Origin of the sequence: Leptolyngbya sp. GB1-A1, from assembly GCF_039962475.1 — a bacterium.
Classification (GTDB): Bacteria; Cyanobacteriota; Cyanobacteriia; order Elainellales; family Elainellaceae; genus Leptolyngbya_A.
In genome coordinates this window covers 54,771-69,061 of sequence record NZ_JAMPLI010000023.1, presented here as the reverse complement: position 1 = coordinate 69,061, position 14,291 = coordinate 54,771, and the positions used below count along the sequence as shown (strand labels likewise).

The window sequence follows — 14,291 nt, the reverse complement described above, 5'->3', positions numbered from 1 at the left end:
AGTGGATAAGTTCTCGTAGTAGTTAGCAGAAACAAGTCCATTGCAGAACAGGTAGAATCATAGCTTACCTATCAGCTTTCCTTTAGATTCATCATATATGGATAGCATAGATACTTCAGCCTATGCGATTTTTCCAGTGTGAAGTTTCTAAAGGAATCACTTTTTAGAACCTGCTAAGGGCTTGTTTCAATTTAAGGAGCGAACTCAAAAATACTACTGCAATATTAAACAGGAGGTCTACTATGCCTGATGAACCCAATTCTCAACCAGAAAAACACCCGGATGAGCAAGCTGATAAACAAGCAAATAATGGAGCACAGCAACGCTCCGATTCGAATAACAGAGGTTCACAGAATTGGATGCACCAATTTGTTGGTCCTATCTCTCAACCCTTTATTGAATGGCTAGATAGATCAGGGGTCATAGGCTTCAGCCAGAGGAATACTCTAGCAATCAACCTTGCTCTTCTTATTTTTGGTGTTGTCACTGGCACAAAGGTTCCTCAAATACTAAATTCACCTGGAATTAATCAAGAGAGCATCTGTAAGCGGTATGTGACGAATGCAAGGCAAAAGTTAGATGACGATGTATCAGAGGTTAAAATCACTGTCAAACCTAACGAGCAACCTCAAGACAAGCGAAACATTTTGTTCTCCTGTGAGTATTCAATTGAGTCGAGATCAAGCAATTCAGCACAAACAACCTTCTCTATACAAGCCAGTGCGGTACCTAACGAATTGCTCCAAGTGGAATATAAGGAGGAAAAAATACCTATAGGGGAATTGAAAAGCATGTGCGAGGACTATCAGCCGCAAGACCTTACAGGTTTCTATGACTCAAAGAAATACAACATTGAGAAACTGGGATTGGTACTTACAGACAATCCTGTCTATCCTGTATTTCGTTGGAAATGTAGATATGGGTTAACACCGAAAGATTCTAACAATCTGGACAGACCTGGTCCACAAATTCCTCCCATCAATGTTGGTCTTGATCTAGATAATAAATACTGCAAGAAAAACTTTGGAAAAGAAAAATTAACGAAAGCTAGTTATCATAATTACAATGATCCATACTCGCTGTATTGTGTTAACCCTGATTTCTAAAATGGCATCATAAGCACTTTTAGAAATCTGCACCTACTTCTTCACGAGCAATTCAGTTTGTATTCCTGCCATAGCGGAAACTACTAAGTAGCAAATTAAAAGACCAGCACTAAGAACCTATCCGAAAACCCGAATTGCCCGTACAGCAATGCAAGCACGGGTCAGATGCAAAAATACCAAGTGGTTCTCTGGTTTCTTCTCCCAACGGATCAGCAAACGCCGAAATCGATTCATCCACGAGTGTGTCCGCTCAACTACCCATCGCCTCGCTCGATAGTTCGGAATATCATCAATCATGCGATCTCGTTCATTGCGGGGCGGAATATGTCCGACATATCCCCATGCTTTCACAATGTCTCGGACTTCCTGATAGTCATACCCTTTGTCTAAGCATAAATGTCGTAATTCCTTGTCCGCTAAATCCACAGGGATCATTCGTTGGGCTTCAAGGGTTGCTTCAATCAGTTTCATATCATGTCGATTCGCTCCGGCTATCACCACGGCTAGCGGCACACCGTTACCATCGCTCAAGAGACTACGCTTTGTACCTGACTTCCCACGGTCAGTGGGGTTTGCTCCCGTTTCTTTTTCCCCCCAAAGGCGCTTTGACCATCGCCCCATCCATTGCCATCCATTCCCAGTCGATGCCTACGGCCTCGGCATACTGCTCCAGTCCTAACTCCCACATCGCTAAAAACACCCCTTGCTCACGGCACAACTGAAAGCGATCATGCACTGTACTACTTGCCCCCAAACTGCGGAGCAAAGCATTTCATTGGCAGCCTGTTCGCAGCACATAGAAGATCGCATCGAGCGCAAGTCGGTCATCCATGCGTGGTCGTCCCCCTTTCGGTTTAGCAGGTTCAGGCGGAATTGCGGATTTGACTTGCTCCCAAACCTCATCGGGCAAGCGAAACTCGGCAGCGACCTCGGTACAGGACATTGTTCTCGTGTTGCTAGAATGTTTGCTCTACAAGCTTCTCACACTTCCATAGGTTTTCGGATAGGCTCTAAGCAGGAAAATAGGAAGGGGCACGGAATAAGGAAGTGAAGCGATCGAATGGGCTAACAATGCCTACGATACCGACGGATAAGTTCTAGTCCTAAACCCAGATGGTCGCCCTCCCCCTCAAATCCGATCGAAATAGTGCATCAAATTCTCTCGTCGCCGATGTCCCGTCCGCTTCTGAATCTGAGCAGGCGAGTATCCCTTATCCCGCAGCTTCGTGATGTACGTCCGCCGGAATGAGTGGGTCGAAACTCCCTCCAGTCCCACACGATCGCAAGCCTCCCCCAATATCTCATCTGCCCTCGCCCTCGTCAGATAACCAGACTTAGAGCCGCGCCGCCCTGGAAACAAATACCCCTGCTGAGGCAAACGATCGCCCTCCTCCCCCAAGCGATAAGCATCCAGGAATACTTGCAGCACCGGAGTAATCTCAACCTGCTTGGTAGCCACTTTTCCCTTCACCACCCGCTTCGGAAATGTCACCAGCCCACCCTTCAGATTCTCAACCCTGAGCTGTAATGCTTCACTGATTCGGCAGCCTGTAAAAAAGCAAATGGCAAACAAGGCACGATCGCGCTCGGTCTGAAAGCCATTCTGAAACAGCAGAGTTAATTCCTCATCGGTTAAAACCTTCGCTTGACCATACCCGCTGATCTTGCCCGATCGCTCCACATTACCCAGGTCAATCTCAAAGTTGAGGGAGGTCAGCATTATGAGTACAGAATTACTAACTATCCCTAAAACTACTTGACGAAATGGTAAATCGTCAATTACAGCCCTAAAACCCTCATTCTTCCGTCGATCGCTCCAGAGATCAGAAAATTCCTCCCCCTTATTGCAAATGACCCCCATCTAATTGCGAATAGGTGATTGTTCTGGATCACTTGCCCCTATTCCGTCAACAGCGTTAACTCAGTTTATGAAGTGTGAATTCCTGAAAGGAGTGGGAATGCTGAGTAATAACCGTTAACAGCGTTGACAGAGGTTAACTGCATGAAGGGAGAGTTACCCGTCGTGGGGGGTCGTGTTCCTCATCTGATCTTCGACAAGCTACAAACTCTATGTCAGGAAACGGGACAGTCTCAGAGTGATGTGTTGCGGGAAGCTCTGGCTGCCTATTTGAACGTCAATACACCAGAGTCTGCCCACTCTCTCGATAAGCGGGTAGCCGCGCTGGAACGAAAGGTTAACAAGTTAGTGCAATTGGTTTAGCTCTAAACATCATGAAAACATTGCTGTATTTTGTTCTAGCGATCGTCACCCTCGTTGTCTTCGTTGGCAATGCTCAGCCGATCCAAGCACAATCGAACTGTGATCCGTCTTATCCAGACATCTGTATCGCGCCGCCACCGCCAGACTTAGATTGCAAAAACATCTCTCACCGGAACTTCAGAGTCGTAGGTGATGATCCCCATCGGTTTGATAGCGATAATGACGGCATTGGCTGTGAGGCAAGATAGGAGCGAGAGGAGATGGCAACGCTGATTCCTGCCTTCAATAGCTGTTCTCAGCGCATGACTGCGGGAGAACGACGCTTTGCAGAACGGCTTCAGCAAAAACTAGAAGACGATTATTTGCTGTGGTACGACATTCCGATCGGTAAGAAGCGGCTGCATCCCGATTTCATTATTCTGCAGCCCGACCGGGGATTGTTCATCCTGGAAGTTAAAGACTGGAAGCTTGATACGATTCAGCAAGCCGATCGCACGTCCATTACTCTGCTGACTGACAACGGCCTTCAGTCTGTTGACCATCCCCTCGAACAAGCCAGGAAATATGCCTTTGCCGTTAAGAATGCCCTCGAACGTGATTCGCTGCTCCAGCAGCCATCAGGCAAACATCAGGGTAGTTTGATCTGCCCATACGCTTATGGTGTGGTATTCACCAGCATTACGCGCAGACAGTTTGAAGGAGCAGGCTTAGATCGGGTGTTTCCGGCACAGCTCGTCATCTGCCAGGACGAATTCTACGAAAGCGTGGATGTGCTCCAGTTTCAGCAACGGCTGTGGGATATGAGCCACTATGACTTTGACTACAGGCTAACCTCGCAGCAGATCGATCGCATTCGCTGGCATCTATTTCCTGAGATTCGGCTGACTCAAGAGCAGGTGATGGATCTCAAACAAGAGCAGCTTGCCCGATCGCTGGGAAGCGGTCATCGAATTGTGCATGGTGTGGCTGGGTCTGGCAAAACCCTAGTGCTAGTCTATCGCTGTCAGTTCCTTGCTGAACAAATGACAAAGCCGATTCTGGTACTGTGCTACAACATTTCGCTTGCTGCTCGGCTCAGACAGATGATGCGTGAGAAGGGCATTGGTGATCGGGTAAGAGTGCGCCATTTTCATGGATGGTGTGCGGACCTACTGAGGCAGTATGGCATTCTGTTGCCTGACCCTAATCAGTATGCTGGAAGTGCCTTCTTTCAGCAGCAGGTACAGCAGGTGATGGAGGCGATCGAGGCTGAGCAAATTCCTACGGGGCAATATGGAGCCGTACTAATTGATGAAGGGCATGACTTTGACCCGGAATGGTTAAAGCTGGCAGTGCAGATGGTTGATCCAGAAACAAATTCACTGCTCCTGCTGTATGACGATGCTCAGAATCTCAAGGGCGGTCAGCAGCATAGGAAGGTTAGCTTTGCCCCTTTGGGAATCCAGGCAAGAGGGCGAACAACCATTCTCAAAATCAACTACCGCAACACCTACGAAGTTCTAACGGCTGCCTATGAGTTTGCTAAAGACTTTCTCACTCCAACTGCCGATGCTGGCAACGACGATGAGCCGATGCTGATTCTGCCAGAGAGTGCAGGCAGGCATTGGGCAAAACCTGAACTGATCCACCTATCCAGCTTCAGGCAGGAGATGACCTACCTGATCGATCGGCTCCAGAAGCTTCATAGCGAGGGTGTTTCCTGGAATCAGATGGCGATCATTTACCGTCACCGCTGGACGGCTGAAGCCATTGAGAAAGCCTTCGGGCGATCGCAGATCTCGCTAGAGTGGGTTACAAAAGACCGCAGGAGCCGGAATTATAAGCCCCAGGAAGACTCAATCAAGCTCATTACCATGCATTCCAGCAAAGGATTAGAATACCGTGTGGTTTGTATTCCAGCATTAGGCTATGTGCCTCACCAGGATACGGAACTGATTAACGAGACACGGCTGCTGTACGTGGCAATGACCAGGGCAATGGAGCAGTTGATCATGACCTGTCATCAGAAATCGGTCTTCGTGAGAAGGCTTGAAGCGGCATTAGATCGAGTAGCTTGAAAAGGGTGTTCTGGGGATAACGCAAATGATGACAGTGAGCCAATTTGCCAAAGAGATTGAACATCTCCTGTTGATAGGGGCGATCGAGGGGAATGAGGTGATGCAGTTTTATCACCTGCTGATGGACTTTGAGCAGGGCAGGATTACAGCAAAGGTGCTGCAACAGGTGATCGACCAGCATGACCCCGATCAGATTCAACAGTGCTTAGAAGAATACCTGCCCCCTTTGTTCGATTAACAGATCACAACTGGAAGAAACTGACTCATGCCTCAAGCTCATGAACCGGAGCCAGCCCTTCAACCGTTGTAGTCAGTAGAATCGAGTGTCAACCCTCTTGTATGAGTGACCCAGAATTCCATACCGTTGATCCAGAATCGCTCAAAAACATTCCGATCGAAGCGATTCTCTCCCCTCATTCTCCTGCCTTAGAAACTGCCGACTACACCGTTCCGGTTCCTACGGAAGACCAGAGCCTTCCCCATTGTTTTTATATCGGTCGGGGGCACTCTATTGTGGACGATAAGCTCGTCAATCCTGATACAAGCCTGAAAAGCCAGTATCGTGGGCGGATTGGAGGCTGTTAGGGGTAGAAGGAAGGCGATCGCCATCGGTGCAAAAGGAGCAGTATTCATCATGCCAAAGGGTTGAACGCCTCATTCATGGAACCTTCCAGCCAAGTTATCAGCACTATTCTCCGGCATGATAGCAAGGTCACGAGCTATAAGATTGCGCTGCTCCGGGCTATCAACGATGTCGTGCTGTCATTTCCGGATCTGGGCAGCTATCGGCAGGATGTAGCTGTTCCCCTACGTCTCCTTGCTGAGTATTGGGTTGCTTACTATTGGGGCTTTGTCGCTTCGGATCAAGCGATTGCCCAAGGACAAAGAGCGCAGCGAGACGGTAGGCTTCGCAATGACATGGAGTTTCGCCCTGCCTTAACGGAATTTCGGCGGCAGTGGGAAGAACATACCGGGGGGCTATCTCAGGCAGCCGATGGGTTTCTGGTGATTCATGAACTCCGCATTCCACGCAAGCGATCGACCTACCCCACTGCGCTACTAGCTGCTTATCAGAAGACTCTGACGACGATCGCCAAAACGATCCGGATGCCGATTCAGTATGCGGGTCCGGGGAATTGGACAATCTTTGAGAAGCCTGTTGCCTACAGGGATTTAAGTGATCGCGTTGTGGCAGTGCCAGGAACGGAGGCGCAGGATGTGTGCCTGGTGATTTCGGCTGACCTCTGGCAAACCTTTCAGGCAATGTCATTGTGGGTTGAGGCTCTGTGTATTCATGAGTGGTGTCTGTTTACAGAGCGAGTATCTCAGTCCCAGCAGCCCGTGAGCCGAGGCGAGATTTACAACCTGCTGACCGATCGCCCCGATAATCGCCGACCGTTGACCTGGGAGAACAATCAGATCGAAATCTTGCTGCTGGAAGGTCAAGAATTCCGCTGTCCCTGGACAGCTAAACGGATTGTGACTGGGGTAGCCTACGACCTGGATCATCTGCTGCCCTTGTCGGTTTATCCCATCAATGAGCTGTGGAATCTCGTTCCGGCTGACCCTAGCTTTAATCGTCATGTCAAGCGCGATCGGCTGCCCAGTGCGGAAAAGCTATTTGCAGCACGAACGGCGTTGGAATGGGACTATGAGCGGTATGAGCTATCTGCTACCCTGTCTCAGGCGTTACAGGAAGATGTGAGGCTCAGATTTGCTTCAGTGCGATCGTCAGGGCGAGGAGTGGCGGCTGGCGTGATCGTCGATCGGGTGGTTGATTTGATTGAGCAGATTGGGCGATCGAGGAATTTAGCAAGGTTTGGCTGAAACTTAGCAATCTAGTTGGAATGACCTAACGCAGCGCAGCTATCAGGCCTAGCTTAGACTATAGGTGAAGCGTGGCAGAAGGGAAGGTAGATCGAATGAAGATGCGATCGAGAAAACTTAACGGGGCAGCCTAAGTTTAACTGTCAGTAGAGCAAAGGGACGATGATTCCTAAAAACATTAGCCGTCACCATATCCTTAAAGCAATTGAGGATATTACAGTTGAGGGAATTTCTGACAAACGCGATTCAACAAAGTTTGATTTAATCTATCAGGAGAAAGCCTTTCCGCCAAAATTGGTTCTCTCACGAGCAAATTTCTATGCCAACGGGGAGGAGCTTGACCCAAGTAAATTTTCTGGTGGAGATGAATCAAATACTTTTTTGTCAGCTTTAGAATTTGAGATTGTTCCAAAGGAGCCTGCGAAGCGTAACCCGGCTTGGCAACGAGATGAATTAATTCTTGCTTTAGATCTTTACTTCCGCCATCACCCAAAAACGATCAGCCAAACTCATCCTGAAGTGATTCGGCTTAGTGAAATTCTAAATCAACTGCCGATTCATACCGCTCGCCCTGATGCAGAGAGGTTTAGGAATCTCAATAGCGTGTACATGAAGTTATGCAACTTTTTGAGGTTTGATCCAGAGTATTCAGGAACAGGGTTATCTGCTGGTGGGAAGGCTGACGAGGAAATATGGAGGGAGTTTTCATCGAACCGCGATGAACTCAGGAAATTAGCTGAACTCATTACTGAAACAGCCTTGAGCAGTAATCTAGAAGCCACCCTATCTTTACCCGACGATCGCCAGGAGGAGGAAGAATTTCCAGAAGGTAAACTGCTTTATCGTCTTCATCGTACACGCGAACGGAATCGAGAACTCATCAGGAAAGCCAAGGATAAGCGTAAGAGAGAGGTTGGTGTTCTAAATTGCGATGTCTGTGGTTTTGACTTCTTTCAGTGTTATGGAAGCATTGGTTCTGACTATATCGAATGCCATCATACAAAGCCTGTGTCAGAACTGAAAGACGGCGAGAAGACCAATATTAGCGATATTGCTCTAGTCTGTGCTAACTGTCATCGGATGCTGCACCGGAAACGTCCTTGGTTGTCTATTCAGCAGTTGAAAGATCTATTAAATTGCTAGTCTCTGCGTCAAATCATTCTTTGGTTCATTGCGGCTAGATGGAAGAAGCAAGTTAAAGCCTATAAATAATCAGCACTTTAACGTTTGAGATGCTGATCAAACCATTGAAGTTGTTGACCAATACCTAATTGAGATAAAGGTGTTATGACAGTGTAGTTGGCTGATTCCAAAAACAGAACAAGATATTGACGATAGTACCTACCCGCGAAGATCTGCATCTGTATGCTGTCAGGAAACTCTGAAGTCAACTGCTGAAAAACTTGCTCCGCCCATTGCTTACGCAACATTGCAGGAGTTTCATGCAAGGTTTGCTCGTAGGGTTCAATAATGCGATCGCGATGCAGCAGTCCATATTTTGCTGAGAGAATGTACCAATCCAAGCCTTGCTGCTCAACATAAGCTTTGGCTTTCACAAACCAGGTGGATTGATATAGCTCTTTCGCCGGACTAGGCTTAGAACTCTTCTTGCTAACGCAGGAAACGAGTGCAATAGACTTCATGGGAGATCTACCCCAAAAACTGGGCATCTGGAATTTCTTCTGTTACCAAAAGGTGGAAGCGATTAGATCATTCTCTAACTCAAGCTGTTGGTGTTTGTGCTTGTAGGTTCAGCATACTGATTCACCTAATAACGCCGTTATCCTTCAACTGGCTTCTCGTTGCATCGGCAGCCTGTAGATTAAATCTCGAATCTGCTGTGCTGATCGTTGGGGTTTACCAGTACGGGTTTTGAAGGCAGCAGCCGTCTCTACGTCTTCAACTACAATAAGCAGTTGATTGACAATTTGCCTAGTGATAGGTTCTCTAAAGAAAATTTCTGCAAGCTCAGTCAGTCTATTTCTGATGAATCCGCAGCGCATTGCAAGTCAATGCCATTCAGAACAGGTGTAGCAGGAGGAGTAGTCGCGGGGGAATCAGTTTCACAAATAATTGTTTTTGTCGTGTTATCGATAAACGCGACAGCTCCGGTATAGCTCTTTAATTCGTTGCTTTTGGAAGTTGCTGTGGCGATCGCTTGATCAGTCCCGTTAAGGGCAATGGCAAAGGTGTAATCTTCTTCATCAGCAGTGAAACCTAAATCTAGCCCTGCCAATGTGGGCGAAAACTGATCATTGAATAGATAGTTGGCTTGCTGTGCCCGATTGATAGAACTGAGATAACTTTTCGCAGAAATTTGCTTACTCTGCAATTTCAGAGCTTGCATCTCTTTCTCTAGTTCTTCGAGGTTTTGCCTTGCTTGAGCTTCAGTTATTTGCCTTTTAAGGATAACCTCGTACACGCCCCGACTACTCTCACCTTCCCCTGAAACTGCTCTTCGTGCTGAGGTCAGCTCCCAACCCTCTGCTCCCAATTGCTGCATCGTATAATCAAAGGCTGAATCTTCAACTCCCTCGACTCGATATTCCCAAAGCATGGGTTTAGAACGATTAGAAGTCAACAGCCCAGCCACTAGAGCCAGAAAAATTCCTGTTAGCAAGATGGTATTTGCCAGGTTTAAGAGCGGGGGTAGCCGATTGACGGAAAGTGAAGTTGGTTTTGTTGATGTACTGCTATGGACGAGCGTATTGGTTTTGGAATGTGTTGAGCTATTACTGGAAAAGGAAAGCCCAAACCCTTCACGCCATTCAGGTTGTTTTTTTCCTGTCGCTTTAGCTTGAACAACAACACGATCGATTCCTTCAGGATTGAGCTTACTAACTCCCTGACGAATAAAATCAATCAAAGTTGACTTTTCCGGTGCAGTATTTGCCTCAGCAATCAGAGTTAAACAACGCCCTGAAGCGGTTGCAGTAATCGTAATTCCCTTCGATTGAAGCGATTTATTCATTAGGGCAGCGATCGCTGCTGGATTGCCTTGTTTGGCCAAGTCCAGGCTATTGCTAGTAACCATATTTCACCTTCAATTTGTCCAATCCAGTACGATTTATCATTGCTTGTGCCTACAGGTATTGCCCGATCGCTTCATCGATGAGCTATCTATGACCTTAATTCAAAACGTGAGGCAGTTAACTCAATAAGTGGCTGTACTGCCCCTTCTCAGCTTCGCTGCCAATTACTAATTGCAATGACAATCAATTTCTAAGCACGAAACACTATCGACACACGGATAACCTGTGTCTTAGGTTAAATACTGAGTCGCAACTCTTTACGACCTATTTCTTTACGTTCCCAAAATATTTTTTCAGCAATCTCTGCCCAGGTTTATCCATCTGCTCTAGACGCTGTTGAATCAATTGAAGGGCAATTCTGGAAGGTTTAGCCCGTCGATTTTCCCAGCGATTCACAGTTGGAAAAGTTACGCCCAATTCAGCAGCAAGCTGTTCTTGAGTCATCCGCAATTCTTGACGAAGTTCTACTATTAGATCTGCAATGTCTAATGATTGGGGCATGGCTCACAGGGACATAAAGAACGATATATCAAACCAAATAAAGTAATTTATGAACCCTGATGACCCCAGTGTAATCTTCGGCTTTCTGAGTTTGGTAAAGGAACTATGTGCAAATTACTGGAGACGTGGCATTTTCTGTAAACTTTGCGACCCTCTAAATGCTTTCGCTCGACCGCTGCACTCAACTATCGCTTTGCACAACCGGCAATCAATAATATTGATAAGAGAATTGAGTGGAATTTCTATGCTGCGGATAACTGTTTTTCCTGGTGTCTCGAAGCAGGACGAGCGCACCTAATCATTGTTGCTACTTATTAGAAACACATCATTTAGGTCTAGCAGGATTGGCAGTAAAACCATGACAATGTGTATCGGCTAACAGTTTGCCGGGGACTACTTCGCCTTTAATCAGGGAAAAACACAGGAGCTCATACTTATCCCAGGGTGGCAACCCCTTAAATTTGTAATTCCGCCCTTTGGACTCCTAGACGTCTTTATAATGCCTAGTTATCCATTCTCTCCTCTAAGTCCCATAAAGCCTCTTCGCGAGGTTTAAGTTAAGGACGTCTGCACACTTAGCGGCGGCTTTCAGGGCATCATTAAGGGGCTGAGAAGGTGGCTAAGAAAGTGCGTGAGCAAGGGAAACTCGTCCAGCCTTAATCTGCTCCTGTCATGTCACGTACTACGCCTGGGAGCCTAAGAAGGGAGTTAACCGGTATCTAAGCACCGTTCCCAAGCATTGCCATGCACAATATCATGCAGCCCAAATGCATTGGCTGCTACCCCGAAGTCTACCGGTATAGTCGTTTGTCGATATCCTCCTTTTGGTCCCAATTTATAGGAAGCTAACCATCTGTACTCTTTATCATCGGTGTTCCGGTAGTTCGCCTATCAGTTGTAAATGAAGCCATAGAAAACTTCACGAATGTAAAGTGATTTGCCGAGTAAAGTATATTTTCCTGAAAAAACTCTAGTCCTAAGAATTTTTTAGTAATCGTGTATTTCTAAGATTAGGATAGGATATGTCAAATCAGGATTCATACCTCGATACTGAGCAGATTAAGCAATGTATCGATTTTGCTAATAAATCATGGATCTATCACTCCCCCCATAGATTAAGAGAGCGAATGCCAGTCGAAGTATGGTATGACATTCTTCAGGGAAAACTATCCGAACTAACTATCTATAATTTTTGCATAAATAACAGAATATCAAGTAATTTTACTGACCCACCTAGTTTTGAGGTTTATAACTTTTCTTCTAAGAATGAATCAAGAAAAAATTCTCTTCATGACTTAGTAATTAATAATAGAAAAAAAGAGGTTAAGTCTCATCGATACTATTGGGCTGCAGTTAGATTAGGAGTTCATTACTTCAAGAATGAAAATTATATTCATGGCAATCCAGATGATCTTGTCTTCCTCGGAGTTTCTTTAGCTAGTCTCAGCGAAGTGAAAAAAATAATTCAAGGAGAAGTCAATCTTAAAATTAAACCAAAACAAAAGAAAGAAGAATTGCCCAAAAATCTACAGCAATACAAAACTGAAGAACCACAAGACAAAGAAAAACTAAATGAGATCCTCAAGCAGAAGTATGGCAAATCTCTATCGACTCTTATGAAAATCTATAAATGCTCAGCTGAAAAACTTTTAGGAGATGAATTACTAAAAGCCCTTGTCAGGGATGTTGACCTTATGGATGTAGGCTACAAAGCAGCAACAACTCAAACTAATTCTAATCAAACAGAGAATGAATTATCCTCAAAAGTAAAATTTACTGTTCTAGGAGAAATATCGGTTAAAGACTTTTTAGGAATTGCTCGCCAGGTTGAGGTTGGATACGTGTATGGCCTGCCTCATGATCCTTTATACGACATACTCCTTCAAAACTTTCTCCATTTTATTAAAGACCCAGAAGAAAGAATCCGAGAATCTGCGTTCTATAATTTTGCAAGGAAAACTTATCACATCAAAAACTACGATTATCCAACCTTATTATGGTGTGGCTATGATGAAGCTGGAGAGTGGGAAGAGTCCAACTTTGAGAGATTGGTCCTTCCTGAAGTTGAGAAGATTGTATTCATCAACCAAGCTAGAACTCCAGAATTTGTCATTAATAAAAAGGAGCTGCGTCCTTTAGGTAGCTATAAAAATCATTGATGATTTGAAGTAAGCTTTAACCCTAATTAAGCTACGTTTAAAGCGAATCGCCCCCACATCATTAGCGAATCGCCTTCCGATAGTCCCACGGACGCTGATAGTTTCCATTCCAGACCCCAACCTGCTTCTCTTTAGCAATCGCCTCAGCCTCCTTGAATACGCTGCCATTAGGACAGTCTGAGATGTATGCCGGATATATGTAAGCTAGTCCAGCAGCGAGCAGCTCTGCTTGCAGCGATCGTTCTTCCCCGTAGTTCTCAGTCAGGGTGAACACCTCCGCCACTAGCCGTCCATAGCGATCGCGGTCCGTCTCCATGACAATCACACGCCCATCCGCCTGGTCAACAAGCTGTTGCAGATAAACTCTCGCCTCATGCCCCAGGGGTTGAGCGTTTTCGGGGGCATCAATCCCACAGAATCGAACCTTCTGTTCACGTCCATTAGACCGCACGGTGAGGGTATCGCCATCGCTGACCCGCACAACTTCCCACGCTCGACTCTGCCCTGGTTCAGGTGGGAGCGATGTTCGAGGGGATGGATTGTCGTAGTCCGGGCGATTGGCTGAGGTTTGTTGCGTGACGGAAATCAAGGCGATCGCCAACAACAGAACCCCTAATGCAACGGAGCCAAATAATCCTTGAATGTACCGCATTCCGTATTTCCTCGATGGTCAGCCCAGTGAAGTGGTGAATATCAGTCATGTAAATAGACTTCCCTCATGAGGAGTGTTGTTATGAATCTTGCTCGGTTTGGTGCGTTAATGAGTGCGGCGGCGATCGTTGTAAGTGCAGCGGCTCCGGCAATGGCAAATATTCCAGCCTTTTTCAGGGATGCTGAAAATAATGTTTACTTCACAGGGCTATCACCACAAGCACAAATGTCCTTGACTTACGATGGAATGCTGCGGAGCCGCGACTATAAAGCAAATGCTTGCGGGGCGTTGGTTCTCAGAAATTCACCGTCCTCGCCGATCAGCGGCACGATCAAAGTCGGTGGGGTTGACGTGAATACCTCGACGCTACCCGTTCAACTGCTGCCAGATTGCCTTCCTAGTGGACAGTTTCAGGAAGCCAGACCCGCTAACTTCAAAACAGCGTCGGGCGATGTGGTGATCGTTGGTCGTACTCCTGGCTCTTACACTGAGATCCAAACCCCTCAGGATCGCAACCGCAACGCAACCGCAAACGCCTGTGGAATCGCCAGGTTTACAAACTCGACTTCCTATCAGCACACGGCTGCAACGATGATCCAATTCATTTTTGATGGACAGCCTCAAGCTGCACAGCCGATTAGCAATCTAGACGCTTTGCAGCCACCGCTTTGTAGTCGTGGGAATCTCTACGTTCCTGCAAGCTGGCTGAGCGGTAGTTAATTTTCTTTCTCCTCAC

General features: G+C 46.5%; 15 protein-coding genes and 1 pseudogene. 10 read left to right on the top strand and 6 right to left on the bottom strand.

The genetic code is table 11. The annotated features are described in order from the left end of the window. Nucleotides 1-242: 242 nt before the first annotated feature. Nucleotides 243-1,106, top strand: a complete 864-nt coding sequence (locus NDI45_RS19535) for a hypothetical protein (RefSeq protein WP_348248362.1) — start codon at nt 243-245, stop codon at nt 1,104-1,106. A gap of 117 nt (nt 1,107-1,223) precedes the next feature. Here NDI45_RS19535 and NDI45_RS19530 read toward each other — a convergent pair. Together NDI45_RS19530 and NDI45_RS19525 are read right to left on the bottom strand one after the other, a co-directional pair. Continuing rightward, nucleotides 1,224-2,049 (bottom strand): annotated as a pseudogene (locus tag NDI45_RS19530) (IS5 family transposase). Between the two features lie 186 nt (nt 2,050-2,235). After that, nucleotides 2,236-2,826: a site-specific integrase gene (locus tag NDI45_RS19525; protein WP_348248361.1), complete on the bottom strand. Its 591-nt coding sequence runs from the start codon at nt 2,824-2,826 to the stop codon at nt 2,236-2,238. A gap of 282 nt (nt 2,827-3,108) precedes the next feature. Between NDI45_RS19525 and NDI45_RS19520 the strand changes: the two genes are divergently transcribed. The 7 genes from NDI45_RS19520 (at nt 3,109) to NDI45_RS19490 (ending at nt 8,354) form a co-directional block, all read left to right on the top strand. Continuing rightward, nucleotides 3,109-3,327 (top strand): ribbon-helix-helix protein, CopG family, encoded by a 219-nt coding sequence (locus NDI45_RS19520; protein ID WP_348248360.1) that lies wholly within the window; start codon nt 3,109-3,111, stop codon nt 3,325-3,327. A gap of 11 nt (nt 3,328-3,338) precedes the next feature. Beyond that, nucleotides 3,339-3,575, top strand: coding sequence for a hypothetical protein (locus tag NDI45_RS19515; RefSeq protein ID WP_348248359.1), 237 nt, complete (start codon nt 3,339-3,341; stop codon nt 3,573-3,575). A gap of 12 nt (nt 3,576-3,587) precedes the next feature. Further along, entirely contained in the window at nt 3,588-5,384 is a 1,797-nt protein-coding gene (locus NDI45_RS19510; RefSeq protein WP_348248358.1) for a 3'-5' exonuclease, read from the top strand. Nucleotides 5,385-5,409: 25 nt separating this feature from the next. Continuing rightward, a complete protein-coding gene (locus tag NDI45_RS19505) occupies nt 5,410-5,622 on the top strand; it encodes a hypothetical protein (protein WP_348248357.1) in 213 nt (70 codons plus the stop codon). A 101-nt stretch (nt 5,623-5,723) separates the two neighbouring features. Then, nucleotides 5,724-5,969 carry a hypothetical protein gene (locus NDI45_RS19500; protein WP_348248356.1) on the top strand — a complete coding sequence of 82 codons (246 nt, stop codon included), beginning with the start codon at nt 5,724-5,726 and terminating at the stop codon, nt 5,967-5,969. A gap of 75 nt (nt 5,970-6,044) precedes the next feature. After that, the gene (locus NDI45_RS19495) at nt 6,045-7,211 is read left to right on the top strand and encodes an HNH endonuclease domain-containing protein (protein ID WP_348248355.1); all 1,167 of its coding nucleotides are present in this window, start codon (nt 6,045-6,047) and stop codon (nt 7,209-7,211) included. 162 nt (nt 7,212-7,373) lie between these two features. After that, complete coding sequence (locus NDI45_RS19490) at nt 7,374-8,354, top strand: HNH endonuclease (RefSeq protein ID WP_348248354.1); 981 nt, start codon at nt 7,374-7,376, stop codon at nt 8,352-8,354. 77 nt (nt 8,355-8,431) lie between these two features. Here the strand turns inward: NDI45_RS19490 and NDI45_RS19485 are convergent, their stop codons facing one another. The 3 genes from NDI45_RS19485 to NDI45_RS19475 form a co-directional block, all read right to left on the bottom strand. After that, entirely contained in the window at nt 8,432-8,854 is a 423-nt protein-coding gene (locus NDI45_RS19485; RefSeq protein ID WP_348248353.1) for a DUF6884 domain-containing protein, read from the bottom strand. A 329-nt stretch (nt 8,855-9,183) separates the two neighbouring features. After that, the gene (locus NDI45_RS19480) at nt 9,184-10,245 is read right to left on the bottom strand and encodes a type IV pilin-like G/H family protein (RefSeq protein WP_348248352.1); all 1,062 of its coding nucleotides are present in this window, start codon (nt 10,243-10,245) and stop codon (nt 9,184-9,186) included. Nucleotides 10,246-10,507: 262 nt separating this feature from the next. Further along, the gene (locus NDI45_RS19475) at nt 10,508-10,744 is read right to left on the bottom strand and encodes a helix-turn-helix transcriptional regulator (protein ID WP_348248351.1); all 237 of its coding nucleotides are present in this window, start codon (nt 10,742-10,744) and stop codon (nt 10,508-10,510) included. A gap of 1,022 nt (nt 10,745-11,766) precedes the next feature. On the opposite strand from NDI45_RS19475, the gene NDI45_RS19470 reads away from it, so the two are divergent. Next, entirely contained in the window at nt 11,767-12,903 is a 1,137-nt protein-coding gene (locus NDI45_RS19470; protein WP_348248350.1) for a hypothetical protein, read from the top strand. 61 nt (nt 12,904-12,964) lie between these two features. Here the strand turns inward: NDI45_RS19470 and NDI45_RS19465 are convergent, their stop codons facing one another. Next, nucleotides 12,965-13,555 (bottom strand): thermonuclease family protein, encoded by a 591-nt coding sequence (locus NDI45_RS19465; RefSeq protein WP_348248349.1) that lies wholly within the window; start codon nt 13,553-13,555, stop codon nt 12,965-12,967. 81 nt (nt 13,556-13,636) lie between these two features. Here NDI45_RS19465 and NDI45_RS19460 point away from each other — a divergent pair, with 81 nt between their 5' ends. Then, on the top strand, nt 13,637-14,275 hold the full coding sequence (locus tag NDI45_RS19460) for a hypothetical protein (RefSeq protein WP_348248348.1): 639 nt from the start codon (nt 13,637-13,639) through the stop codon (nt 14,273-14,275). Nucleotides 14,276-14,291: the final 16 nt, after the last annotated feature.